The 25641-nt window shown below is 65.5% G+C and carries 24 protein-coding genes; 14 read left to right on the top strand and 10 right to left on the bottom strand.

Going from position 1 to position 25641, the window contains the following annotated elements; all coding sequences use genetic code 11:
* Positions 1–7 precede the first annotated feature (7 nt).
* Positions 8–2146, top strand: a complete 2139-nt coding sequence (locus HH308_RS06755; protein WP_170193412.1) for a S9 family peptidase — start codon at positions 8–10, stop codon at positions 2144–2146.
* The gene (locus HH308_RS06760) at positions 2139–3098 is read left to right on the top strand and encodes an NAD(P)H-dependent flavin oxidoreductase (protein WP_170193413.1); all 960 of its coding nucleotides are present in this window, start codon (positions 2139–2141) and stop codon (positions 3096–3098) included. The genes HH308_RS06755 and HH308_RS06760 overlap by 8 nt, the downstream gene beginning before the upstream one ends.
* A gap of 486 nt (positions 3099–3584) precedes the next feature.
* On the opposite strand, the gene HH308_RS06765 is transcribed toward HH308_RS06760, so the two are convergent.
* The 3 genes from HH308_RS06765 to HH308_RS06775 form a co-directional block, all read right to left on the bottom strand.
* Complete coding sequence (locus HH308_RS06765) at positions 3585–4145, bottom strand: Uma2 family endonuclease (RefSeq protein ID WP_170193414.1); 561 nt, start codon at positions 4143–4145, stop codon at positions 3585–3587.
* Between the two features lie 202 nt (positions 4146–4347).
* Positions 4348–5907, bottom strand: coding sequence for a DHA2 family efflux MFS transporter permease subunit (locus tag HH308_RS06770; protein WP_170193415.1), 1560 nt, complete (start codon positions 5905–5907; stop codon positions 4348–4350).
* A complete protein-coding gene (locus tag HH308_RS06775) occupies positions 5904–6398 on the bottom strand; it encodes a MarR family winged helix-turn-helix transcriptional regulator (protein ID WP_312870429.1) in 495 nt (164 codons plus the stop codon). The genes HH308_RS06770 and HH308_RS06775 overlap by 4 nt, the downstream gene beginning before the upstream one ends.
* Positions 6399–6536: 138 nt before the next feature.
* On the opposite strand from HH308_RS06775, the gene HH308_RS06780 reads away from it, so the two are divergent.
* The 4 genes from HH308_RS06780 to HH308_RS06795 all read left to right on the top strand — a co-directional run bounded on the left by HH308_RS06780 (position 6537) and on the right by HH308_RS06795 (position 9711).
* A complete protein-coding gene (locus tag HH308_RS06780; RefSeq protein WP_170193416.1) occupies positions 6537–7022 on the top strand; it encodes a glutathione peroxidase in 486 nt (161 codons plus the stop codon).
* 487 nt (positions 7023–7509) lie between these two features.
* Positions 7510–7749 carry a phosphoribosylformylglycinamidine synthase subunit PurS gene (gene purS / locus HH308_RS06785; protein ID WP_170193417.1) on the top strand — a complete coding sequence of 80 codons (240 nt, stop codon included), beginning with the start codon at positions 7510–7512 and terminating at the stop codon, positions 7747–7749.
* Between the two features lies 1 nt (position 7750).
* Positions 7751–8431, top strand: a complete 681-nt coding sequence (purQ, locus tag HH308_RS06790; protein WP_170193418.1) for a phosphoribosylformylglycinamidine synthase subunit PurQ — start codon at positions 7751–7753, stop codon at positions 8429–8431.
* A 5-nt stretch (positions 8432–8436) separates the two neighbouring features.
* Positions 8437–9711 carry a M18 family aminopeptidase gene (locus HH308_RS06795; protein ID WP_170193419.1) on the top strand — a complete coding sequence of 425 codons (1275 nt, stop codon included), beginning with the start codon at positions 8437–8439 and terminating at the stop codon, positions 9709–9711.
* Between the two features lie 39 nt (positions 9712–9750).
* Here the strand turns inward: HH308_RS06795 and HH308_RS06800 are convergent, their stop codons facing one another.
* Together HH308_RS06800 and HH308_RS06805 are read right to left on the bottom strand one after the other, a co-directional pair.
* Positions 9751–11040, bottom strand: coding sequence for a hypothetical protein (locus tag HH308_RS06800; RefSeq protein WP_170193420.1), 1290 nt, complete (start codon positions 11038–11040; stop codon positions 9751–9753).
* Positions 11041–11106: 66 nt separating this feature from the next.
* Complete coding sequence (locus tag HH308_RS06805) at positions 11107–11961, bottom strand: SDR family oxidoreductase (protein ID WP_170193421.1); 855 nt, start codon at positions 11959–11961, stop codon at positions 11107–11109.
* A gap of 118 nt (positions 11962–12079) precedes the next feature.
* Here HH308_RS06805 and HH308_RS06810 point away from each other — a divergent pair, with 118 nt between their 5' ends.
* Complete coding sequence (locus HH308_RS06810; RefSeq protein WP_170193422.1) at positions 12080–12487, top strand: winged helix-turn-helix transcriptional regulator; 408 nt, start codon at positions 12080–12082, stop codon at positions 12485–12487.
* Positions 12488–12516: 29 nt separating this feature from the next.
* Positions 12517–13074, top strand: a complete 558-nt coding sequence (locus HH308_RS06815; RefSeq protein WP_312870431.1) for a hypothetical protein — start codon at positions 12517–12519, stop codon at positions 13072–13074.
* Between the two features lie 10 nt (positions 13075–13084).
* Here HH308_RS06815 and HH308_RS06820 read toward each other — a convergent pair whose 3' ends face one another.
* Together HH308_RS06820 and HH308_RS06825 are read right to left on the bottom strand one after the other, a co-directional pair.
* On the bottom strand, positions 13085–13867 hold the full coding sequence (locus HH308_RS06820; RefSeq protein ID WP_170193424.1) for a DUF1266 domain-containing protein: 783 nt from the start codon (positions 13865–13867) through the stop codon (positions 13085–13087).
* Between the two features lie 13 nt (positions 13868–13880).
* Positions 13881–14726, bottom strand: a complete 846-nt coding sequence (locus HH308_RS06825) for an alpha/beta fold hydrolase (protein WP_170193425.1) — start codon at positions 14724–14726, stop codon at positions 13881–13883.
* Positions 14727–14785: 59 nt separating this feature from the next.
* On the opposite strand from HH308_RS06825, the gene HH308_RS06830 reads away from it, so the two are divergent.
* Together HH308_RS06830 and HH308_RS06835 are read left to right on the top strand one after the other, a co-directional pair.
* A complete protein-coding gene (locus HH308_RS06830) occupies positions 14786–15388 on the top strand; it encodes a TetR/AcrR family transcriptional regulator (protein ID WP_170193426.1) in 603 nt (200 codons plus the stop codon).
* 215 nt (positions 15389–15603) lie between these two features.
* Complete coding sequence (locus tag HH308_RS06835) at positions 15604–18144, top strand: ATP-dependent Clp protease ATP-binding subunit (protein ID WP_170193427.1); 2541 nt, start codon at positions 15604–15606, stop codon at positions 18142–18144.
* Between the two features lie 93 nt (positions 18145–18237).
* Here the strand turns inward: HH308_RS06835 and HH308_RS06840 are convergent, their stop codons facing one another.
* The gene (locus tag HH308_RS06840; RefSeq protein WP_170193428.1) at positions 18238–18591 is read right to left on the bottom strand and encodes a hypothetical protein; all 354 of its coding nucleotides are present in this window, start codon (positions 18589–18591) and stop codon (positions 18238–18240) included.
* 109 nt (positions 18592–18700) lie between these two features.
* Between HH308_RS06840 and HH308_RS06845 the strand changes: the two genes are divergently transcribed.
* Positions 18701–19570, top strand: a complete 870-nt coding sequence (locus HH308_RS06845) for an alpha/beta fold hydrolase (protein ID WP_312870432.1) — start codon at positions 18701–18703, stop codon at positions 19568–19570.
* A gap of 61 nt (positions 19571–19631) precedes the next feature.
* Positions 19632–21320 (top strand): AMP-binding protein, encoded by a 1689-nt coding sequence (locus HH308_RS06850; RefSeq protein ID WP_170193429.1) that lies wholly within the window; start codon positions 19632–19634, stop codon positions 21318–21320.
* Between the two features lie 924 nt (positions 21321–22244).
* Here HH308_RS06850 and HH308_RS06855 read toward each other — a convergent pair.
* Positions 22245–22832 (bottom strand): TIGR03086 family metal-binding protein, encoded by a 588-nt coding sequence (locus tag HH308_RS06855; protein ID WP_170193430.1) that lies wholly within the window; start codon positions 22830–22832, stop codon positions 22245–22247.
* A gap of 147 nt (positions 22833–22979) precedes the next feature.
* Between HH308_RS06855 and HH308_RS06860 the strand changes: the two genes are divergently transcribed.
* Together HH308_RS06860 and HH308_RS06865 are read left to right on the top strand one after the other, a co-directional pair.
* Positions 22980–23414, top strand: coding sequence for an EVE domain-containing protein (locus HH308_RS06860; RefSeq protein ID WP_211188230.1), 435 nt, complete (start codon positions 22980–22982; stop codon positions 23412–23414).
* 1 nt (position 23415) lies between these two features.
* The gene (locus HH308_RS06865) at positions 23416–24363 is read left to right on the top strand and encodes a helix-turn-helix transcriptional regulator (RefSeq protein WP_170193432.1); all 948 of its coding nucleotides are present in this window, start codon (positions 23416–23418) and stop codon (positions 24361–24363) included.
* 907 nt (positions 24364–25270) lie between these two features.
* On the opposite strand, the gene HH308_RS06870 is transcribed toward HH308_RS06865, so the two are convergent.
* Positions 25271–25618, bottom strand: coding sequence for a cupin domain-containing protein (locus tag HH308_RS06870; protein ID WP_170193433.1), 348 nt, complete (start codon positions 25616–25618; stop codon positions 25271–25273).
* Between the last annotated feature and the right edge of the window lie 23 nt (positions 25619–25641).

Consider the following 25641-nt stretch of genomic DNA (forward strand, 5'->3'; position numbering starts at 1 on the left):
GAATTCAGTGGCTACAGTGCCGAGCAAGCCGGTTGCGAAGAAGGTTCCCGCCGAGCGGATTCATCATGGCGACACCGTGATCGACGACTACGAATGGCTGCGCGACAAGGACGATGCCGAGGTCATCGCGTACCTCGAAGCTCAAAACGCCTACACCGCAGCGCACACCGACCAACTTGCCGACCTGCGCACGCAGATTTTCGGCGAGATCAAGAGTCGCGTCCAGGAGACCGACATGTCGCTGCCCTATCGGCTCGGCAAGTACTGGTACTTCGTGCGCACCGAGGAGGGTAAGCAGTACACGGTGTCGTGCCGGTGCCCGGTCGCCTCCGACGACGACTGGACACCGCCGCAGATCAGCCCGGGAGAAGCGCTGCCCGGTGAGGAAGTGTTGCTGGACAGCAACATTGAAGCTCAGGGCCACGACTTCTTCAGCCTCGGCGCGGCGACGGTCAGCACCGACGGGGACTGGCTGGCCTACAGCATCGACGTCGTCGGCAACGAACGCTACACGCTGCATTTCAAGAACTTGACCACCGGCGAACTGCTCGACGACGTCATCGCCGACACCGCGGGCGGAGCGGTGTGGTCGCGCGATGCGAAACATGTCTTCTATCAGACCGTCGACGACTCCTGGCGCCCGGATACGGTGTGGCGCCACGCCATCGGTGCGGGCACCGACGATGTGCAGGTCTTCCATGAGCCCGACGAACGGTACTGGGTCGGCATGGGGCTGACCCGCAGCCGCGAGTACCTCGTCATCGGCGTCGGGTCGAAGATCACCTCGGAGGCCTTCGTCCTCGCCGCCGACGACCCGACCGGCGAATTCGTCAGTGTCGCACCGCGAATCGAGGGTGTGGAATACGACGTCGAGCACGCGGTCATCGACGGCGACGACTACTTCCTGTTCGTCCACAACGAGGAGCGCGACGGTGTCAAGTACCTCAACTCCGCAGTCGACATCGCCCCGGTCGGCGACCCGGGCCGGCGTCGAGAACTGATCGGTCATTCGACGCAGCGCCGGATCGAGAGCGTCGATGCCTTCGCCGACTACCTGGTACTGAGCTATCGCGAAAATGCGTTGCCGCAGACCGCGATCGCCGACCTGCGCACCATCGCCGGTGTGCCGACGGCCGACGACTTCGTGCCGCTGGCGTTCGATCAGGAACTGTATTCCGTTGGGCTGGGCGGCAATCCGGAGTTCACCACGCCGACCCTGCGCATCGGCTACACCAGCTTCATCGAACCGTCGGAGGTGTTCTCGCTCGACGTCGCGACCGGAGAGCGGACCCTGCTCAAGCGGCAGGTGGTCCTCGGCGACTACAACCCGGGCGACTACACCCAGAGTCGCGAGTGGGCGACCGCCGTCGACGGCACCCGAATTCCGCTGTCGATCGTGCGGCGCAACGGAATTGAGCCGGGTACGCCGAATCCGACGCTGCTCTACGCGTACGGCTCGTATGAGGCCAGCATGGATCCGGGCTTCTCGGTGTCGCGGCTGTCGATGCTCGATCGGGGGGTGGTGTTCGTCATCGCCCACATCCGCGGCGGAGGTGAGCTCGGGCGACACTGGTACGAGAACGGCAAGACGCTCACCAAGAAGAACACTTTCACCGACTTCGTCGACTCGGCCCGACATCTCATCGATCGCGGCTGGACTGATCCGAAACACCTTGTGGCCGAGGGTGGTTCGGCGGGCGGTCTGCTGATGGGGGCGGTAGCCAACCTTGCGCCGGAACTGTTCAACGGGATTCTGGCGGCGGTGCCGTTCGTCGACGCGCTCAACTCGATACTCGACCCGTCGCTGCCGCTGACGGTCATCGAATGGGACGAGTGGGGTGACCCGCTGCACAACGCCGACGTCTACGCGTACATGAAGAGCTACTCGCCCTATGAGAACGTCGGGCCTAAACCGTACCCGGCGATCCTGGCGCTCAACTCCCTCAATGACACCCGGGTGCTCTACGTCGAGGCGGCGAAATGGATTGCGCGGCTGCAGGAGAACACCACCGCCGACAATCCGATTCTGCTGAAGACGGAGATGTCGGCCGGACACGGCGGCGTCTCGGGACGGTACAAACAGTGGGAAGAGACGGCGTACGAGTTGGCCTGGATTCTGCAGCAGACAGGAGCACTCCATGACTGACGTCGCCGAACTGCTCGGCAGTCTGCGAGTGCCCGTCGTCGGTGCACCGATGGCCGGAGCGGCCGGTGGTCGACTCGCCGCGGCGATCACCGCCGCCGGAGGTCTGGGCATGGTCGGGGTCGGCAATGTCGCCACCGTCGAGCAGATCACACCCGAACTGGAAATCGCTTGCGCCGGTGGGGTATTCGGGGTCGGACTGATGTGCTGGTCCCTACCCGACAATCCCGCGCTGCTCGACGTCACCCTGGCGCACGCCCCGTCGGTGATCAGTCTCAGTTTCGGCGACCCGCGGCCATACCTCGACCGGGTGCACGACGCCGGGATCGCCGTCGTCGCCCAGGTGGGTACCCGGGCTGAAGCAGTCGACGTGGTCGACGCGGGTGTCGACGCCGTAGTGGTCCGCGGCGATGAGGGCGGTGGCCACGGACGTGGAGTAGTCGCGACTCTGCCTCTGCTGCAACAGATCTTAGACATCACCGATAAGCCCGTGCTCGCCGCGGGCGGCATCGCGACGGCGCGGGGGCTGGCGGCGGTGCTCGCCGCGGGAGCGTCGGGAGCCTGGGTCGGCACACCGTTCGCCGCGTCAGAGGAGAGTCTCTTCAAAGACTCGGCGAAGCAGGCGGTGATCGCGGCCGACACCGATCAGACCGTCTACACCCGTGCGTTCGACGTCGCGCAGCGGTTCAATTGGCCGACGATCTACGGCGGCCGTGCCCTCGCCAACGACTTCACCTCGCAGTGGGTGGACCGGGTGTCCGAACTGGAAGCCGATGTTCCCGACGAACTGACAGCTGCCATGAAAGAGGCTCGTGCGCAAGGTAATACGGCGATGGCCCCGGTTTACGCGGGTGAGTCCGCGGGCCTGGTGACACAGATGCGCACCGCGGGCGAGGTGATCGAGAGCTTCGCGGGCTTCCGTGAGCACCTGCGGGCTGCGCAGCGCTGGCTGTAGAGATAGTGGGCGCTCGCCGAAGTGTAATTGGGAGACGCCTCCGATCAGCTCGCGTGCCGATGTTCGTCTGGGAGCCGCGCCCTTCGCTCCCGAGTGCCGAAGCGAGCTCGCGAGCCTAGCCCTCCGCTCCCCGAGTGCCGTGTTCGTCTGGGAGCCGGCCCCTTCGCTGCCCGAGTGCCGGTGTTCGTCTGGGAGCCGCGCCCTCCGCTCCCCGAGTGCCGAAGCGAGCTCGCGAGCTTCGGTGTATCGAGGGGCCGTGAGCCGAAAGACCAACGGACGGAATGGCTTTCGACCCAGCGTCGCCCTGCAATAGGTTCGCACTGCGGTGACTGATTGCCCACCGCGGTGGTGTGCTCGCGCCGACGTGGTTACCGTCGCGGGAAGCAACCACCGCAGCGTCGAATCGACCAGCGCAGTGGGAGCGGCTTACCGTAGCGGGGAACGCGCGAAGAGCGTGGCGTAACCGACGCGGGTGGCCCGACTCGTTCAGCCCAGCAACGCCGACGGAACCACACGGACGACGAACGGGTCGTCGACGAGCAACTCCTGGGCGCCCACCGCGGCGCCGATCGTGCAGTACTCGCCGTCCCGCAAGGTCCATGCGGTGATCGACGGCTCGTCTGGGTCGACAACCCAGTAGTGGGCGCACTCGGCTCGGCGGAGTCGGTCCTTCTTCAGCAACAGGTCGACACCCCGCGTCGACGGTGAGAGCACCTCGATCGCCAGCAACGGAGCCGTCGGGAGGTCGCGTTCGGTGAACGCTGTGCGTGGGGCGACGAGCAGATCGGGCTGGAGCACCGTGTCCTCGGCGAGTACGACGTCGAGGGGCGCGAAGAGAACCTCCAGTTCAGGCGGACAGGCCGCGCGAAGCGCGAGGAACAACTGACCGATCGCCCGCTGATGATTGATCCGCGGCGCGGGGCTCACGATGAGTATTCCGTCTAGGAGTTCGTACCGGTGCCCGTCATCGGGCATCGCGTCCAGATCGTCGCGGACCAGCGTACGTCCCCGTGGTAGCCCCGGCATCTCGGTAGGCATGGTGGTCATTGTATTCCCCTTCGTTCCCCATGCCGACGAACGTACCGCGTCGCGGGCGCGGCAAACCCCCGGGTCGGCCGCGCAGCGCCGGAATCTGTGGACAACAGAACCCGGGTGGACGACTGGAGAATTCACACCCCCACAACCAAACGGTCGGCAAGGACCAAATGCCCTTGCCGACCGTTTGTTCTTGCAGATCTCGCGATGAACCTCAGTGCATGATCGTCGGCTGACGATCCATCTCTTCTTCGGTGAGTGGTGACTCGATCTTCTTGCGCGGCAAGAAGAACGCCGGGATCAGGGTGGCGGCGACCAGGACCGTCGCGACGATGAACGCGGTGCCGTAGTGGCTCGCCGCCGACTCGAACCACTCCAGCGGGGGCTGCGGAGGAGCCATGTGGGCGGCCACCGCGGCGTCGTACTTCTGCGGGTCGACGTTGGACAGCACTGCCGCGCCGCCCTTCATGTCGTTCTTCAGTCCGGTCGCCAGGATCACGCCGATGATGGCGGTACCGATCGACGACGCCGTCTGCTGCACGACGTTCATCATCGTCGAACCGTCGGGCACCTGTGCGTTGGTCAGGGTGGCCAACGCTGCGGACATGATCGGCATCATCGTCATACCCATGCCGAGGCCCTGTACGAACAGCGCACCGCACAGCAACCAGTACGGGGTGTCCGCACCGAGGAAGGTGAAGGTGCCGACGCCGAGGAAGATCAGCACGATACCCGCGAGCACGAACTTTCCGGGGCCGATCTTATCGGTCATGCGACCGGCGATCGGCATGGTCAGCATGGCGCCCAGCCCCTGCGGTGCGAGCAGCAGCCCAGCGGCCAGCGTCGACTCGCCGCGCACGGCGATGAAGTACTGCGGGTAGAGCAGCGACGCCCCGAAGAACGCGATCATGAAGATGCTCATCGTGACCACCGAGATGGTCAGCGTCTTGTTCTTGAACAGGCGCAGATCGAGCAGCGGCTTGTCGGCGACCAACGCGTGGCGGATGAACAGACCGATCAGGACGGCTCCGACGATCGCCGGGATCAGCACCTTGGGGGTGATGAAGGTGCCGGATTCGGTGCTCGACGACACGCCGTAGAGGAACAGTGCGAGACCGGGCGACAGCATCAGCAGGCCGACGATGTCGATCTTCGGCTTCGACTTCTCGTCGTCGTCTTTGAGGACCAGCGCCGAGTAGATCAGTGCCACGATGCCGACCGGGACGTTGATCAGGAACACCCAGTGCCACGATGCCTTCTCGATCAGCAGACCGCCGAGGATGGGGCCGGCGATCGGGCCGAGCAGCATCGGGATGCCGAGCACCGCCATGATCGAACCGATCCGCTCCGGACCGGCCGCCTTGGTGAGGATCATCATGCCGATCGGCATGAGCAGGCCGCCGCCGAGACCCTGGACCACGCGGAACGCGACCAGTGCACCGATATTCGGGGCCAGCGCACAAAGAACGGAACCGGCGGTGAAGAGGACCAGCGAAGTCAGGTACACCTTCTTGGTGCCGAAACGTGCTGCGGCCCAAGAGGACAACGGGATCACCGATGCGAGCGCGAGGGTGTAGCCGGTCATCGTCCAGGCAGCGCCGGCGGCGTCGGTGTTGAAGGTGGTCTGGAAAGTGTTCTGTGCCACCGAGACGACGGTGACGTCGAGGATGGACATGATCGCGCCGAGCACGACCACGCCCGCGACGACCAGCACATGCCGGTCGAGGGTGGTGTCCGGGGCCTTCGTGGCGCCGGCCGAGGATGGTGACGTCATGCGTGAGCTTCCTGTGAGAGTGAGGTTGCGAAGTAGTGGTCGCCGTTGACTACCGCGTCCAACGCGGACCGGAGGTTGTCGCGGACTTCGGCGGGGAGCCGAGATACGAAGTCGCGCAACAGATCTTCTTTGACCGACATCTGGGCGTCGACGATCTCTCGCCCCTTTTCGGTTAGGGAAATACGTTTGATGCGACGATCCGACGCGTCTTCGCGCCGATCGACGATGTCGAGCCCGACGAGTTTGTCGATGCCCCGACCTGCGGCGGCGAGCGACAGACCGAGCTCACCGGCGAGCTCGTTGACCGACATCGGCGAACCATGCGAACCGAGGATGAACACCGAACGCATCTGCGAGAGGCTGAGTTCGGTGGCGACCAGGCTGTCCATCGTCGCAGCTTTCGCCGAGCAGGTAAGGCGCTCGAAGAACTGTTCCATCACCGCGCAGGTGGCGCTGACGGGGTCGTCGGACGAAGAGACGGTTGGTTGCACGCGAACAAAAGTAACGCCAACGCAACTATTACCGCAAGCGCAACTAATGGTGAGTTCGCGCACGTCCAGGCGTTTTCCGTGACGCGAACCACATGCTGGGCGAGTGCGTGACCCACGCCTGGAGTAGCGTCGAACAGCGTGAGCAACGTCAAGAACATCGCAGTCACCGCCCTCGACGGCAGCGCCCTGAGCCTCGCCGACTTCGCCGGGCCCCTCCTCGTCGTCAACGTCGCCAGCAAGTGCGGCCTCACCCCGCAGTACACGGCGCTCGAACAGCTCGCCAAGACCTACGGCGACCGCGGCCTCACGGTCGTCGGTGTGCCGTGCAATCAGTTCATGGGGCAGGAGCCGGGCACCGCCGAAGAGATCGCGACCTTCTGCTCGACCACCTACGGTGTCACCTTCCCGCTGCTGGAGAAGGTCGACGTCAACGGCGAGGGCCGCCACCCACTCTATGCCGAGCTCACCGAGGCCGCCGACGCCGACGGCGAGGCCGGCGACATCCAGTGGAACTTCGAGAAATTCCTCGTCGACGCCTCGGGCACCGTTGTCAACCGCTTCCGTCCGCGCACCGAACCCGATGCGCCCGAGGTCATCTCGGCCATCGAGGCTGTTTTGGATTAGCTCGAGTGGTCGGGGCGGAGCTGAAGTCGCATTCTTCCCTCGTCCGCTGGTTGAGCCGTGCCGGAGCGCCGGCGATGACCATCCACTCCGCTGGTTGAGCCTGGGGCCGCAGCGCTAGCACTGACCATCCACTCCGCTGGTTGAGCCGGGCCGGAGCGTTAGCGAAGGCCCGTGTCGAAACCACGCAACCCGACGATGCCAGCGCACCAAACACATAGCGACAGTTGGTAACTCGTCTCACCATGTTTCGACGCGGGCGCGTCACTTCGACCCGCTGCGTTCGCTAGACACGGCGCGTCGGGCACCGGTCAACCAGCAAACGGCGGTAGCCGCTCGGCCCGACCCTCGGCGGTCGCTTGATATCGCGACGCCAGTGCTCTCGCTCCAGAACGAACACGCGTCGAAGCGCCGGGTAAGCTGAGGCGACCGGTTTGTGCGACGCCGCGGTCATCCCCGCGGCGTCTCCACCTATAAGGAGTGCTCTTACATGGCGCGTGTGGTTGTCGACGTGATGCCCAAGGCCGAGATTCTCGATCCTCAGGGGCAGGCGATTGTCGGTGCACTGGGCCGGCTCGGATTCTCCGGCATCGTCGATGTCCGGCAGGGCAAGCGTTTCGAGCTCGAAGTCGACGACACCGTCGACGACCTCGCTCTGGAGCGCATCGCCGAGGAGCTGCTGACCAACACCGTCATCGAGAACTTCAACGTCACCCGCGTGGAGGCCTGACGTGAGCGCACGCATCGGGGTCATCACGTTTCCAGGCACCCTCGACGACGTCGACGCCGCGCGGGCGGTACGTCTCGCCGGCGCCGAGTCGGTCGACCTGTGGCACGGCGACGACGACCTCAAGGGAGTCGACGCCGTCGTCGTTCCGGGCGGATTCTCCTACGGCGACTACCTGCGTGCGGGAGCGATCGCCAAGTTCGCGCCGGTGATGCGGTCGGTCGTCGACGCCGCGAACAAGGGCCTGCCGGTATTGGGTATCTGCAACGGTTTTCAGGTGCTGTGCGAGGCGGGTCTGCTCCCCGGCGCGCTCACCCGCAACGAGGGCTTGCACTTCATCTGCCGCGACCAGTGGCTCAAAGTCGAGAACAACACCACCGCGTGGACCTCGCGATTCGACCTCGGCGCCGAGATCCTGGTGCCGTTGAAGTCCGGCGAAGGTCGCTACGTCGCCTCGGACGAGAAGCTCGAAGAGCTCAAGGGCGAGGGACGCATCGTCTTCTCCTATGCGGGCGGCAATCCCAACGGATCGCAGCTCGACATCGCCGGCATCTGCAGCGAGAAAAACCGTGTCGTCGGATTGATGCCGCACCCCGAGCACGCGACCGAAGCACTCACCGGGCCCAGCGACGACGGGCTCGGCCTGTTCTACTCGGTGCTCGACGCCGTGCTGGCGACCGCCTGATCCCGATGACGCTCGACACGTCGGCGAGTGCGGTCGGTCTCGGCGAATTCATCGACGCTTCGCCGTCGCCGTTTCACGTATGTGCCAGCGTCGCAAGCGAACTCGACGCGGCCGGCTTCCGTGAGCTGGCCGAGACCGACCCGTGGATGGGTAGCGGCGGCTCGTTCTACGTGATTCGCGGCGGGTCGATCATCGCGTGGTCGTCGGCGACCGGCAACGGCGACTTCCGCATCGTCGGCGGTCATACCGACAGCCCGAATCTGCGGGTCAAACAGCACCCCGACAAGACGTCGGCGGGCGTCGCGATGGTCGGTCTCGAATCGTACGGCGGTGCCTGGCTGAACTCCTGGCTCGACCGTGACCTCGGCTTGTCCGGTCGCCTCGCTTATCGCGATTCGACCACGGTCGCGCACCAGCTCGTGCACATCACCGAGCCGGTACTTCGGGTGCCGCAGTTGGCGATTCACCTGTCCGACGACCGCAAGGGCGTGGCCCTTGATCCGCAGCGTCATGTCGACGGAATCTTCGGCGTCGCCGACGCGCCACCGCTGCTCGACTGGGTCGCGCAACAGCTCGACATCGATCCCGCGGCGGTGCTCGGCTGGGAACTGATGACGCACGACGTGACACCGAGCAGAATCATTGGCGCACAACAAGATCTGCTGAGTGCGCCCCGACTGGACAACCAGGGGACCTGCTATGCGGGGCTGCGGGCGCTGCTCGACTCCGGCGAGACCGAGGTGCCGATGCACGGTATCCGAATGCTCGCCCTGTTCGACCACGAAGAGGTCGGCAGCGGCTCGGAGCGGGGCGCGGCGTCGGACTTCCTCGCTACCGTCTGCGAGCGGATCGTGTCGGCGCGCGGCGGTTCCCGCGACGACTACCATCGTGCGATGGCGGCCAGTGTCTGCGTGTCGGGCGACATGGCGCACGCGACGCACCCGAACTATCCCGAACGTCACGAGCCGGCTCACCGGATCGCGATCAACGGTGGCCCGGTTCTGAAAGTCAACCAGAACCTACGCTATGCGTCGGATGCGTTGGGGGAGGCCGTGTTCGCGCTGGCATGCGAACGTGCCGGAGTGCCACTGCAGCGTTACGTGCACCGCGCGGACCTGCCCTGCGGTTCCACCATCGGACCGATCACCGCGACGCGGACCGGACTGCGCACGGTCGACGTCGGCGCGCCGCAGCTCGCGATGCACAGCGCTCGGGAACTGATGGGCGTCGACGACGTCTGGATGTATTCCGCTGCGCTGCAGGCATTTCTGCTGGGCTAGGCTCTGCCGGGCCAGGGCGTCGCCTGCAGTCGCAACCGCTCAGTTCGGCGCCAGCACCGACATCGACTGTCCCTGATGCAGCACGATGTAGCCGTCGACGGCCTGCGCCGTGCCGATGATCGGAAGTTCCCAATGCGTGCCGTCGGCGATGCGGAATCCGTTGAGCTGATTGTTGTTCGCGAACACCATCGTCGACGGCGACGCTCCGACGCAGGTCAGCTGATCGATGTCGGCATCGGGGTTGCCGACGTCGGGCGAGGGACCTTTGCCGAGTGACCGGCCGTCGGAGAGTCGATACACCACTCGTGAGCGATCCTTCAGTGCGAACGAGACCGCGCCGCCGCATGGCCGCGCGCCGGCCTTCGACAGTTCCGGATCGGTGATGGCCCACAACGCTTTCGGTTTCGCGGGATCCCGAATCTCGAAGTGCCCCTGAGTATCCTGCACCGTGGCCTCGCCGACGCCGGTGAGTACGGGCAGCGTCGACCGTCCACGCACGAGTTGTATGCGGGTGGCTCGATATGTCGGCTGCGACGTGTTCAGCACTCCGTCGACGATGCCGTAGAAGTCGACGCCCTCGTGGCCGTAGGTGTTGTGCTGCACTGCGATTCCAGTGGGGTAGAGGCTGATGTCGCAGGCGGTGCAGGACAATTCGCCTGCGCCGGTCGCAGCGTCGAGCACGACGTTGGTGCCGTCGGACCCGGTGGCGACGAGGACCCCGTCGTCGTATCGCGCGGTGGTGGCGCTGGCGAAGGTGCGGGTCCAGATCTCCTCGCCGGACGGTTTACTGAGCATGACCCGGTATCCGGCGTCGTCGATGCGCACGAAGTTCTGACCCAGCCCGACGACCTGCGTCGTCGCATCGAGATCTGTTGGGGCGCTGAGCTTTCCGGTGTCGAGGTCGGCGAGGTAGAATCCGTCGGGGTGATCGCCCAGTCGCATCGCGCAACCCACGATTCCGTCGCCGTTGAGTGCGCAGCCGCCCAGCCCGACCCGAATCGGGTTGTCCCACACGGGATGTCCGGAGACCGCGCTGACCATGAGATACGCGCGGCCGAGGCCGGACGGGTAGGCGAGCAACCAGCGATCCATCCATGTTCCGGCGACGGTGATCTCGGTTCCCTCTCCGTAGCCGGGCAGGGTGTCGCGGTCGACGGTCCAGGCGACGTCGGGCGCCGACGAATAGTCGCGCAGCCGGCCGTCGCCGGTCGCCGGCGGGGTCTTGATGGATAGGACCACGCCGACCGCGGCCACGAGCAGCACGCTGCAGATCGCCACCACCGTGCCGATCCCGAATCGCCGCGTGACCGAATTTCGCTGCCCTGACATGGCTATCAGTCAATCATGCGGTTCCACGGGCGAAGGTCGGGATCGGCGTCGGCCGCCGGCGTCGACCTACAGCGCTGTGCGCAGCACCTGCGCGAACGACGTCGCCGGTCCCCCGATGAGGTCGACGAGGTCGGTCGACGCCGAATCGAGTTGCCCGTTCGACACGCCGGTGTCGGAGTCGGCCAGCATGGCGGCCACCGGTTCGGGGAGGCCGGCGCCGACGAGTGCGCCCGCGTAGTCGCCCTCGGAAAGGTTCTGGTACGCAACGGGTTTCCCGGATGCGTCGGAGATCTGCGCCGCGATCTGCGGGTAGCTCAGCGATACGTCGCCCGCCAATTCGTAGACAGCGCGTGGCGCGTCGGAGGTGAGCACCGCCGCCGCGGCCTTCGCGTAGTCGGCGCGAGCCGCGGCAGCCACCCGGCCGTCGCCGGCAGCGCCGTAGAGGGTGCCCGATTCGCTGGCGGGCCCGGCCGAGGCGACGTAGTTCTCCCAGTACCAGCCGTTGCGCAGCAGCGAGTGGTTGATCCCGCTCTCGGCCAGGGCCTGCTCGGTGGCGCGATGCTCCTCGGCGAGACTCAACGAACTGTCGTCGGCGCGCAGCAGGCTGGTGTAGGCGACGAACGGCACACCCGCCGCCTTGGCCGCCGCGATCACGTTCGCATGCTGGGTGGCCCGCCGGCCGATCTCCGACCCCGATACGAACAGCAACCGGTCGACTCCGGATAGGGCCGCGGTCAGTGCATCGACGTCGTCGTAGTCGGCCCGGCGGACGGTGACGCCGGCGTCGGCCAGCGTTGCCGCCTTAGCGGGGTCGCGCACGATCGCGACGACGTCGGCTGCGTCGATGCCGCTGCTCAACAGTGCGTCGATCGCACTGCTGCCCAGTCCGCCGGTTGCTCCGGTTACCGCATAGGTGGTCATGGATTGTCTCCTCGCTCGACGATGCCCAAGTCTTGGGCGCTTCTCACTCACTATGCACTTACTAGAAGTAAGTGTCAATACCAGGGTAAGCGCATGCGATGGCGTATGCTTCACATTCATGGAGCCGAGAAGGGTTGACGAGTCCGCGGGAGAACCCGTCGTCGATGCGACCCTGGAAGCCGACGTCTTCGCGCGCAACTGCGCGTCGCGAGACATCTTGCAGACCGTGACCAGTCGCTGGGGGTTGCTCGCGCTGGCCGCGCTCCGCGAAGGTGACCTGCGGTTCAGTGCGCTTCGACGCCGGGTCGACGGTGTCAGCGAGCGCATGCTGTCGGTGACGCTCCAATCTCTCGAGCGTGATGGATTCGTCAATCGTGAAGTGCTGCAATCCATTCCGCCGAAGGTTGAGTACTCGCTGACCGACCTCGGACGGATCGTCGCCGATCAGCTGCTGGTACTGATCGACGTCGTCGAAGGCCGTGTCGGCGATGTCGAACTGGCGCGGGAAGCCTACGACCGGCAATGAATGTCAGCGGGGGCGGCTACATTGCATCTGTGGGAGATGAACCGAATTTCGGTGTGGCGGGGCGTGAGCGCGCCGACATCGCCGCGGCGCTGTGGTGGGCGGGCGCCGACGATGCCGACGCCGAACACCTGATCGCCTACCTCAGCTCTCGCGAACTGCTGCTCAATGCCGCGGTCGCCTGGTTCAAGGGGCTGTGGGGCATCCTCGCGGTGACCACCGAACGCGTGTTGATGGTAGCCGCCGGATCCGACGAGAAGCGCGGTTTCGCCTACGAGCTGCCTGCCGCGGCGGTCCTCGGATTCGCCCACGGCGACAAGGACGGCAAGTACTTCATCGGACAGCTGCAGGACTACGAGTCCTGGACCAAGATCTTCACCAGCAACAAGCTGCCCGTCGACATCACCGACCAGCGCATCTTCTGGCTGACGCGTAAACAGATGAGCGAGCGTCGCGACCAACTGGACAAGGCCGACGATGCCGGGGTGCGCGATCAGTTCAAACGGTTCATGTCGATCCGGGAGGCCCAGCGATCCGGCGGGCTCGACGAGCCCACCGCGCGGGACGCGATCGCGCGGATCTTCGCATAGCGGGCCGAACTCAGCTCGCCAGTGGCTGCCGCCGCCACGGACTGTCCTGCCGTACCAGCAGGGCGTTGATCATCGCGCCCACCTCGTTTGCCGCGGTTCCGGCCTTCTTGAGGTCGTAGCCGGCCATCCAATAGGCGCGCCCGATCAGGTACCCGTGTGCGAACTGCCGCCAGTTCGCGTAGTAGTCCCGGGCCGCGGACAGCGCCGCGCTCAGCAACGGCCACACCTCGTCGTCGGTCAGGTATCCGCAGCGCAGACTCATCCGGACGATGAACGGGATACGTCCCAGGTCCCACGCGCGGATGTGGTCGGGGAAGTTCTCGTTGCGCAGCACCGGGCGCAGAATATCCATGGTCCGCAGGTTGTAGAGCGCGTTGTAGTCGTCGACGTCGCCGGCGATCGGCTGGGTGGAACCGATCAGCCGCGCGGTGAGGAACTCACGATGATTGTCGATGGTGAGTCCGTCGGTGCTGTCGATCGCATCGGCGACCAGCGGCGCCACCACCTCGAAACCCCGGCTGTGCATGCCATCGAGTAAGCGGCCCACCGTGATTCGCGCCGATACCGCGCTGTCGACGCCCCACCAGTCGACCATCCGGCGTCGAGCGTCGTCGGGCGATTCGCCGACGGCGAGGGTATCGCACGCGAAACCGTTGGTGCTGTTGAGAATTGCGCCGACATTGAGCGCCGCCTGCTGGTCGGGGGTCAGTGTGGCGGTACCCGTCCAGGTGAAAGCCGTTGCCAGCGGCGAAGACTCACTGAACGGGAACGGTTGGATCGGCGGCATGCCCATCGGTCAAGCGTAGTCAACCCTGGTCCCCGATCGCTACGACGGCGTCGACGACGGCCTGCGGGGCGTCGAGCGACACGAACGTCCGAGATCGAGGCACCTCGACGAACTGTCCGTTCGGGAAGGTCGAAGCGAGGCGCTTGCCCAATGGCGCGCCGAAGCATCGGTCAGCCATGCCCCACAGCACGGTGACCGGCACCTGCACCGTCGACATCCGCTTGGTCGCCATCGTCATGTCGCCGAGCTCGTCGATTGCGGCCAGGACGGCGGCGGCATCGGCGCGGATTGCGGGATCGGTGCGCACCGAACGGGTCATCTCGTCGGTCAGGCGGGCGTCGGGTCGGGTTGCGAGCAAACCGAATCCGAGCCACGAATGCCGCAGCGCCGCGGTGCCGAATCCGGGCATGGCCAGGTTCAGGACTGCGGGTCGCTTGAGCAGTTTGAAGGCGAATCGGAACGGTTGCGGCGGGAACACGTCGAAGGCGTCGCAATTGGTCAGCACCACGCGCCCGACCAGATCCGGCTCGACGCCGAGTGCGAACTGGCACAGCCCGCCGCCGGTGTCGTTGCCGACGAGGGTGGCGTCGTCGAGTTCGAAGGCGTGCACGAACTCCCGGATCAGCTGGGCGATCGCCGGCGGGCTCAGCTCGCTGCCCGCCTCGACGGGGATGCGATGTGCGCCGAGCGGGAACGTCGGGACGTAGCTGCGGTAGCCCAGGGCGGCGAGGCGTTCGGCGACGTCGCGCCACAACAGACCGTTTACGAGCACCCCGTGCACGAACAGTACGGGCGGGTGGGTGGAGTCGTCGGGGCCGTAGACGTCGTACTCGATTCGGCCGGACGGCAATTCTGCGAGCTGCACGGGAGCTATCCTTTGCTCGAACTTACAAACATCTTGCATGAAAGTTACGTACAGTCTGTATGAAAGTCAATGGTCGAACCCAGGCGGAGCGAACCGCGAAGACGCGACTCGCCCTGCGCGACGCCGCGCGCGCCCTCTTCGCCGAACACGGGTATGCCGCCGTCGGAACGCAGATGATCGTCGACGCCGCGGGGGTGAGCAGGGGCGCGCTCTATCACCAGTTCGGCGACAAGGCCGCGCTGTTCGCCGCGGTCTTCGACGACGTCGAGGCGCAAGTCATCGGGCAGACCGCCGAGGCGATCGCCGGAGCCGACCCCGCCGATCCGCTCGGGGCCCTGATCGTCGGATTCGACGACTTCATCGCGCGGATGGCCGACCCGGCGGTCAACCGGATCATCTTGATCGACGCTCCGGCGGTCCTCGGGTGGGAGCAGTGGCGGCTGCGTGGCGAGCAGTATGCGTTCGCCTCCATCGAGGCCGCGCTGACCCACGCGATCGAACTCGGGCAACTCCGTGACCAACCGGTGCGGCCGCTGGCACACCTCGTCCTCGGTGCCGTCGACGAACTGGCCCTCTACATTTCCCGCGCCGACGACGCGCAGCAGGCCCGCCGCGAGACGCGTGACGTCGTCGAACAGCTGATCAACGCGCTGCGGGCCTAACCCGCGGTGCCGTTCGCTCAAAGCGTAGCGACCCCGGAACATACCCCCTGCCTGCGACGTTGAGCCTTCCAAGACCCGCAGCAGGGCCCCGGCGTCGATCGTCGGGGTGCACATTAACTGCAAGCAGCGCATACGTGACCACTAGACTTGAGCCAAGCAGGCTGTTTGTCGTGTCACCGCGGTAAGGGGTCGAAGGTTTTTGGAAAGGGAGAACGATGTTCGAACGGTTCACCGATCGCGCTCGACGGGTTGTGGTTCTGGCCCAAGAAGAAGCGCGCATGCTCAATCACAACTACATCGGCACCGAGCACATCCTGCTGGGTTTGATCCACGAGGGTGAAGGGGTCGCCGCCAAGGCGCTGGAGTCGCTGGGCATCTCGCTCGAAGGCGTCCGCAGCCAGGTCGAGGAGATCATCGGCCAGGGCCAGCAGGCGCCGTCGGGGCATATCCCGTTCACGCCGCGGGCCAAGAAAGTCCTCGAGCTGTCGCTGCGTGAGGCACTGCAGCTCGGCCACAACTACATCGGCACCGAGCACATCCTGCTCGGTCTGATCCGCGAGGGTGAAGGCGTCGCCGCTCAGGTCCTCGTCAAGCTCGGCGCCGACCTCAATCGCGTGCGCCAGCAGGTCATCCAGCTGCTCTCGGGCTACCAGGGCAAGGAGCCGCAGGAGGCGGGCACCGGCGGACGCAGCACCGAGTCGGGAAGTCCGTCGACGTCGCTGGTCCTCGACCAGTTCGGCAGAAACCTGACCGCCGCGGCCAGTGAGGGCAAACTCGACCCGGTCATCGGCCGGGAAAAGGAAATCGAGCGGGTCATGCAGGTGCTGAGCCGTCGCACCAAGAACAACCCGGTGCTGATCGGCGAGCCCGGTGTCGGCAAGACCGCCGTCGTCGAAGGGCTGGCGCAGGCGATCGTCAGCGGCAATGTGCCCGAGACCCTCAAGGACAAGCAGCTCTACACCCTCGACCTCGGGTCGCTGGTCGCCGGCAGCCGCTACCGCGGCGACTTCGAAGAGCGCCTGAAGAAGGTCCTCAAGGAGATCAACACGCGCGGCGACATCATTCTGTTCATCGACGAGCTGCACACGCTGGTCGGTGCGGGCGCCGCCGAGGGCGCGATCGACGCCGCGTCGATCCTCAAGCCGAAACTGGCCCGCGGCGAACTGCAGACCATCGGCGCCACCACCCTCGACGAGTACCGCAAGTACATCGAGAAGGACGCCGCACTGGAACGCCGTTTCCAGCCGGTGCAGGTGGGCGAGCCGTCGGTCGAGCACACCATCGAGATCCTCAAGGGTCTGCGCGACCGTTACGAATCGCACCACCGCGTGTCGATCACCGACGGCGCGCTGGTCGCCGCGGCGACGCTCGCCGACCGCTACATCAACGACCGCTTCCTGCCGGACAAGGCGATCGACCTCATCGACGAGGCGGGCGCGCGCATGCGTATCCGCCGGATGACCGCACCGCCAGACCTGCGTGAGTTCGACGACCGCATCGCCGACGCTCGCAAGGAGAAGGAATCGGCGATCGACGCCCAGGACTTCGAGAAGGCAGCGAGCCTGCGCGACAAGGAGAAAACCCTCGTCGCCGAGCGCGCCGAACGCGAAAAGCAGTGGCGCAGTGGCGATATGGACGTCGTGGCGGAAGTCGACGACGAGCAGATCGCCGAGGTGCTCGGCAACTGGACCGGCATCCCCGTCTTCAAGCTCACCGAAGAGGAGACCACCCGTCTGCTCCGCATGGAGGACGAACTGCACAAGCGGATCATCGGCCAGGAAGACGCCGTCAAGGCCGTCTCCAAGGCGATCCGTCGCACGCGCGCCGGTCTGAAGGATCCCAAGCGTCCGTCCGGATCGTTCATCTTCGCGGGGCCGTCGGGCGTCGGGAAGACCGAACTGTCCAAGGCGCTGGCCAACTTCCTGTTCGGCGACGACGACGCGCTCATCCAGATCGACATGGGCGAGTTCCACGACCGCTTCACCGCATCGCGCCTGTTCGGTGCCCCTCCCGGCTACGTCGGGTACGAAGAGGGCGGTCAGCTCACCGAGAAGGTGCGCCGCAAGCCGTTCTCGGTGGTGCTGTTCGACGAAATCGAGAAGGCTCACTCGGAGATCTACAACACCCTGTTGCAGGTCCTCGAAGACGGTCGCCTCACCGACGGTCAGGGTCGTACGGTCGACTTCAAGAACACCGTGCTGATCTTCACCTCGAACCTCGGCACCAGTGACATCTCGAAGGCGGTCGGGCTGGGCTTCACCAAGGGCGACGACTCGACGTCGAACTACGAGCGGATGAAGCTCAAGGTCAACGACGAGTTGAAGAAGCACTTCCGCCCCGAGTTCCTCAACCGCATCGACGACATCGTCGTGTTCCACCAGCTCACGCAGGAAGAGATCATCCAGATGGTCGACCTCATGCTGAACCGGGTGGAGGGTGCCCTGAAGAACAAGGACATGGCCATCGAGGTCACCGACAAGGCGAAGTCGTTGCTGTCCAAGCGTGGCTTCGACCCGGTCCTCGGTGCCCGCCCGCTGCGCCGTACGATCCAGCGCGAGATCGAGGATCAGTTGTCGGAGAAGATCCTGTTCGGCGACATCGCTCCGGGCCAGATCGTTCTCGTCGACGTCGAGAACTGGGACGGCGAGGGCGACGGAGATCAGGCGAAGTTCACCTTCGTCGGATCGGACAAGCCGCGCGCCGTGCCCGACGCCCCGATCGAATTGTCGAAGGCAGGCGAAGCGGACGCGTCGTAGTCGCCTAGCGGCAACGGCCAACGCACCCAAGGGTTTTCACCCTTGGGTGCGTTCGTCGTTTCAGCGAGATCGATCGTTTCTTGGGACAGTCCGTCATGGCGTGGCCTGCCGGATCATCCATGCCATCACCGTCGCGACGACGACCAACAGGACCAAGCCGCACAACACGACCCACCATGCGTATCGGCCCCGTCTGGCCCGCGCACCCGCGAGAATCCACGAGCCCACGGGAATCACCGCGGCCCCGACGATTCCCACCCACATCCCGCCGGTCAGCCACGACTGACTCCCACACGGGTCCGGCCGGAAGCAGTTGCCGGTGGCCATGCCGCCGCCCAGCGCGATGCCGAACATGGCGACGACCACGACGATCTGTCCGAGTGCCAGCAACACCGACACGACCGCGTCGATCACCCGGGATACGCGCCTCGACGTCGTAGGTGTCATGACCGCAAACTTACGGCGAACGAGCCCGCGGCTCATCCGTGGAGTGCCCTCGCGCACCGATCGGGCCGCATAGACTCGCATCGACCACGTGCGACGAAAGGGCATTTCTGTGGAGACCTTCACTGAGACCGGAATCGATGGCAACACTTTGGCGGGGCGGCGCTGGGACCCGACAGGTGACGCCCGCGCGGTCCTGGTCCTCGTCCACGGCATGGGAGAGCATTCACTGCGCTACGCCGCGACCGCAGAGTTCTTCGCGGACAAAGGATTCGTCGTCTACGCCTACGACCATCGGGGCCATGGGCTGTCGAAACTCGACGGCCGCGAGCTCGGCGATCTCGGCGAGAACGGTTGGACGGCATTGGTCGGGGAAATCGGCGTCGTCGTCGATCATGCCGTCCGCGAACACCCCGATCTGCCACTTGCGATCCTCGGACACAGCATGGGGTCTTTTGCGACCCAGCAGTATCTGCTGACCAACTCCGACGTTCCCGACGCCGTGATTCTCAGCGGTACCGCGGCACTAGACGGTCTGGAGCCCGCGCTCGATCTTGATGCAGGCGTTGACCTTTCGGCGTTCAACGCGCCTTTCGAGCCGGCCCGCACCGGTTTTGAATGGCTGTCGCGAGACGAAGCGGAAGTCGACAAGTACGTCGCCGACGAGTTTTGCGGATTCGGCATCGACGCGGCGTCGGGCAAGGCGATGTTCGTCGGGGCACGGCCGCTCGCCGACGCGTCGGCCGTCGGCGCGATGCGTTCGGAACTGCCGATCCTCGTCGCAGTCGGCGAGCACGACCCGGTGAACGGGCAACTGGCACTGGCGAACCTGCTCCTCGCTCATTTCGCCGCCGGCGGTCTGACCGACGTGACTCTGCAGAGCTATCCCGAGGCGCGACACGAGATCCTCAACGAGACCAACCGCGAGGAAGTGCGCGACGACCTGCTCGAATGGGTCGACGCCAAGCTTTCCAAGGCGTGAGGCGATGGGCCACCCTCTTCGGAGGGTGGCCCGTCGTCGAAGTGACGTGGATCATAAATCCATGACCAATACCGAGCTTTACCGCAGCAGCCGCGACCAGTTGATCGAGACGATCAGCGACTACGACCGCGCCGTCGCCGAGTTCCGCTGGCCGCAACTCACTGGAACCTTCAACTGGGCCATCGACTGGTTCGACGCGTTCGCCCGCGGCAACGACGGCATTGCGCTGTGGATCACCGAGCAGGACGGCTCGGAACTCAAAGTCACCTTCGACGCGATGGCACGTCGCTCCGACCAAGTCGCCACGTGGTTGAGCAGTCTGGGAATCACCAAGGGGGACAGGGTGATTCTCATGTTGGGCAATCAGGTGGAGCTGTGGGAGGTGATGCTCGCGGTGCTGAAGCTCGGAGCTATCGTGATGCCGACCACCGCGGCGCTCGGGCCCGAGGATCTGCGTGACCGCATCAATCGGGGCGAAGCTCGTTGTGTCATCACCAATTTCGCCGACGTCCCGAAGTTCGCCGAGATCGACGGTGACTACCTGCGTATCGTCGTCGGGGGCGAGGCGCCGGGATGGATCGCCTACGCCGACGCGGCCGACGTCGAGTCGTCCGGGCCGTTCGAGTCGACGACGACGATCGACGAGCCGATGCTGATCTACTTCACCTCGGGCACCACCAGTAGGCCCAAGTTGGTGGAGCACTCCCAAATCAGTTATGCCGTAGGGCATTTCACGACCGTGGCGTGGATCGGGTTGCGGCCGGGGGACGTGCACCTCGCGATCAGCTCCCCCGGCTGGGCCAAGCACGCGTGGAGCTGCTTCTTCGCGCCGTGGATCGCGGAGTCGACGATCTTCGTCTACAACTACACGCGATTCGACGCCGTCGCGCTCATGGAACAGCTGCGTCGGGCGAAGGTCAACACATTCTGCGCCCCACCGACGGTGTGGCGCATGCTGATTCAGGCCGACCTCGGTGACAAGCCGTCCGGACTCCGGGAATTGCTCGGAGCAGGTGAGCCGCTCAATCCGGATGTCATCCGGCAGGTCGAAGAGGGGTGGGGGCTCACGATTCGCGACGGATTCGGTCAGACGGAGACGACTCTGCAGGTCGGCAACACACCGGGACAGCCGGTGAAGGCGGGCTCCATGGGTCGGCCGATGCCGGGCGTGCCGGTCGTCCTGGTCGACCCACTCACCGGCGAGCTGGGCGACGAGGGGGAGATCTGTCTGGACCTGTCGAAGCATCCGATGAATCTGATGACCGGCTACCTCGGCGACCCCGTTCGAAACGAAGCCGTGACGGCCGGTGGCTACTACCACACCGGCGATGTGGCACAACGGGATTCGGACGGCTACATCACCTACGTCGGGCGCACCGACGATGTGTTCAAGTCGTCGGACTACAAAGTCTCACCGTTCGAACTCGAGAGCGTCCTCATCGAGCACCCCGCCGTCGTCGAAGCCGCGGTGGTGCCGCAGCCCGACGAGACGCGGTTGGCGGTGCCGAAGGCGTACGTCACCCTGGCAGCCGGGTGGGAGCCGACGGCCGACACCGCCAAGGCGATCCTCGAATACTCGCGTGACCACTTGGCGCCCTACCTGAAGGTCCGCCGCGTCGAATTCTTCGAGCTCCCCAAGACGATCTCGGGCAAGATCAGGCGAGTGGAGCTACAGCGTCGCGAAGCCGATGCAAGCCAAGCGGGACAGTCGATTTCGACCGAGTACCGATACGAGGATTTGGTGGAGTAGTCACTCGTCGCTTTGCGGTGCCTGCCTCGTTCGCCGAGTGCCGAAGCGAGGAGCCGTGCGGAGCGAGCTTGCGAGTCGAAGTGAACGAGGTTCGGTGTAACGAGGGGTCGTAAGCCGAAATACCAACGTGCCCAAAGGTATTTCCGGCGACCAGGCAACCAGGCGACCGCGGACAGCGTGCTGCTGTTGAATGAGCCAGATTGCAATCTGCCGCCTGGTCGACGCCGAGGGAGCCGGCCCCTTGCCCAGGCTCAGCGGGCCGATTGGAATCTGTCCCGTGGTCGACGCCGGGGGAGCCGGCCCCTTGCGGCGGGCTCAACAGACAGATTGCAATCTGGCGCGTCACCGACGCCGGGGGAGCGGGCCCCTCGCTCAGGCTCAGCGGGCCGATTGGAATCTGCCGCCTGGTCGACGTCGGGGGAGCGGGCACCTCGCCGCGGCTCAGCGGGCTGATTGGAATCTGCCGCCTGGTCGACGTCGGGGGAGCCGGCCCCTCGCCGCGGCTCAACAGACAGATTGCAGTCTGGCGCCTCACGGACGTCGGGGGAGCCGGCCCCTCGCCGCGGCTCAGCGAGCCGATTGGAATCTGCCCGTGGCCGACGTCGGGGGAGCCGGCCCCTCGCCGCGGCTCAACAGACAGATTGCAATCTAGCGCCTCACGGACGTCGAGGGGCCCGGGGCCCCTCGCCCAGGCTCAGCGGGCCGATTGCAATCTGCCGCCTCACGGACGCCGGGGGAGCCGGCCCCTCGCCCAGGCTCAGCGGGCCGATTGGAATCTGCCCGTGGCCGACGCCGGGGGAGCCGGCCCCTCGCCGCGGCTCAACAGACAGATTGCAGTCTGGCGCCTCACGGACGCCAAGGGAGCCGGCCCCTCGCCGCCGCTCAACAGACAGATTGCAATCTGCCCACTGCATCGACGCCGGCCTAAGCCCGCGTAAACGGCGCTCGCCCAGACCAGTTCGCCAACTGTTCGGTCAAGCCAGCGTCGTCGCGCGGCGTCACTACCTCGCCGAACGGAACCTCGTCGCTGGACCGGATGTGCGCGGGCAGGAAGTTCTTCACCGCGGCCAGTACCGGGGTGACCAGGGCGGGGTCGGCTTCCGCGGGTTGCCCCGTCGCGACGGCCAGGTCCCAGCCGTGCACCAGTGTCTCGTTGATGTATCCCCACAATGCGCCGGCGCCGGGAACCTCGCCCCACGGCACTGTCACCATCGCGGACAGTCGCGAGTCGTCTGCCCAGGCGGCGGCAGCGCGCTCGACTGCCGCCGCATAGGCATCGGCGTCGTGGCCCTCGGCCAGCACCGGCATCGACGAGAAGTCGCCGCCCTCGCCGACGACGGCGGCTCGCCCAACCGTCGCGACCAGGTGGGAGCCCAACGTAGCGACGTCGAATTCGGTACACGGAGTCGGATCGCCGAGCTGCCCGGCGTCGACGTTGTGCAACAGTTCGGTCACCCAGGCGGTTGCGGCGAAGTAGATGGGTCGAGGATCGAGTTGGGTCGGTGCGGTCATGATGTCCTCCTGTTGATCGGCTGTTTCGGTGGTGAACCAAGTAGATCGGCAATACCTGACAAGTTCTGTCATGATTGTTTGAGAAGTTTGTTTCGGCGGTTCCGCCCGGAGTCATGGAGCAGGAGAGCCTCGAAGCAGGAGATGAAGATGACTAATTCAACGCACCAGAATTACTGGCTCGGCGTCGTAAGCGCGAGTCACGTCCGACGCGGCATCGACCTCGGCATCGCCCAAGTCAACCACGGCAAACGCGCGGGGCTGGCCCGGATGGCACGAGGCGACGGCCTTGTCTACTACTCACCGCGCACCGACTACCCCGACGGTGATCCGCTGCGAGCGTTCACCGCAGTCGGCATCGTCGCCGACGACGACATCTGGCAGGCCGACGAGGGGTCGTTCAAGCCGTATCGGCGTCGAGTGAATTACCTTGACGCAGAGGCGGTTCCACTGGCGGAGCTGCACACCCGACTGGTGCTGACTACCGCGCCCAACTGGGGATATCAACTGCGTAGGGGACTGATTTCGTTGAGCGAAAACGACTTTCGCTTGATCCAGACGACGATGACCGCGGCCCTGACCTGACATGCGCACCGACCGCCTGCTGTCCCTCGTCGCGCTACTGCGACTGCGCGGCCGGATGACGGCGGCCGAGATCGCCGGCGAACTGGAGGTCTCGGAACGAACGGTGTTGCGCGACATCGACTCGCTATCGATCTCCGGTATCCCCGTGTATGCCGAACGTGGCCGAAACGGCGGATTCTCGCTGCTTCCCGGGTTTCGCGCCGACCTCTCGACGCTCTCGGTCGACGAGGCGACGGCGCTGCTCGCCGGCGCCGGTCGCCTCGCCCCCGCCGACTTCGCCAGCGCGATGCGCAAGATCGCGGTCGCCCTTCCGGAACGGCAACGCGCACAAGCGACTCACGCCGCGCAGCGCATCCTGGTGCGCCCAGAAGGTTACCTCGGCGAGTCGACGCCGATGACGGTACTTGCTCCGCTACAGCAGGCCGTGCTCGAAGGACGTAGAGTCCGACTGACCTATCGCAGGTTCGACGGTGAACCCAAGCCGCGCACCCTGGATCCGATCGGCCTCATCGCCGCCGACAGCGCTTGGTATCTTGTCGCGAATTCACAAGGTGCCCAACGAATGTTCCGAGTATCGCGCTGCCGCGACGTCGAGGTCCTCGACGACCCCGCAGACCGACCCGACGACGTCGACCTCGAATCGATCTGGGAGGAGAGCCGACGATCATTCCGCGAGCGGTTCGAGTTCATCGAGGTAGTCGTCGACGTCGACGCCGAGACTCTCCCCGCGCTCAGTCACGCCGCGAAAGTCCTGGAGTCGGAACCACGGGGCAACGGGGACACCCGACTGACCGTCAAGTTCTCCGATCGACGTCACGCCGCGAATGTGTTGTGGCGCTTCGCTGATGGTGTTCGCGTGATCGAACCCGACGACGTCGCGCAGGAGATCGTCGAGCGGGTCCGCAGGATGGTCCGCCGCCTGGAATTGCGGCCCGACGGCACACCCTAGGGTGTCGCACTAAAGAGCTATATGACCGTTGCGTTCCTCTGCCGGTTGAGCCTGGTGCACCGATGGTGGCCCTCTCCGCTGGTTGAGCCGTGAGGAGCGTTAGCGACGAGCGTGTCGAAACCACAGTGAGACAATGGATTTCGGTGAGTCGAGGCAGGTGGGGATGGTGACTTCAGCGTATGCGTCGAATGCACCTGCTGGGTGTATTCGACTGGAGAAGGTCACGCGATCAGAACGCGAGGTGAACGGTCGCGCGAAACCTGTTGTGTCACCGTGGTTTCGACACGGACTCGGCTAGCGTCTCGGACCGGCGACGTCCTGGCCCATCAAGTCGGCCGCCTCAACCTGGATCCACCGACGACGGGCCCTACCCGCTGGTTGAGCCGCGAGGAGCGCAAGCGCGCCGTACTGAGCGAGGCGCTAGCCGAGTCGAAGCGACGAGCGTGTCGAAACCTCTGTACCACAATGCATTTGATGGCAGCGCACTTGTCGACCTGTGATGCTATCGAACAACGAGGCGTGTGCACCCGTAGGGTGCACACGCCTCACTTGCCGGGTGTCATCGCCGATGTTGGCGCGCATCATCGAAAGTCGTTGTGGCTGAGAGGTTTCGACACGGACTCGGCTAGCGCTACTTCGACTCGGCTAGCGCCTCGCTCAGCACGGCGCTCGTCCGGCTCAACCAGCAGAGGGACGCTTCGGCCGGTGGTTCCAGGCTCAACCAGCGAAATGGGCCCACCATCGGCGGATCCAGGTTGAGCGGAGCGAGTCAAAACCCCGCCGGCCGGGAAATGACGAAACCCGCAGCGTCACCGTGGTTTCGACTCAGCTTCGACTCGCTCAACCAGCAGGATGCGGCGAAGCAGGGGTACGGCAAGATATCAATACCATTAGCCGCGACAATCCACTAGAAGATCGAATAGGCTTTGCGCAGCGTCTCGGTGATGTCCCATCGCCCGCTCCAGCCGACAGGCAGGGTGAGGAAGTCGCCCGCACTGACGTCGACGGTCGTGCCGGACGCGTCGTCGGTGATGGTGGCGCGACCGGAGATGATGTAGCAGGTTTCGGTGTCGGGGCGGTCGACGACGGGCCAGCCACCGGGACGGCATTCCCAGATGCCGACCTGAGCGGGTGCGGCCGCGTCGACGGTCAGTGTCGCCAACCGGGGATCGCCGCTGTCGGCGCCGGGGCGCTGTCCAGCCGGAGTGAGCGGCCCGGTGACCGTGGACTGTGCGAGGTGTACGAGCGAGATCATGGCAAACTCCCTTGGAAGGTAAC

Source organism: Gordonia asplenii (assembly GCF_012933505.1).
Lineage (GTDB): Bacteria > Actinomycetota > Actinomycetes > Mycobacteriales > Mycobacteriaceae > Gordonia > Gordonia asplenii.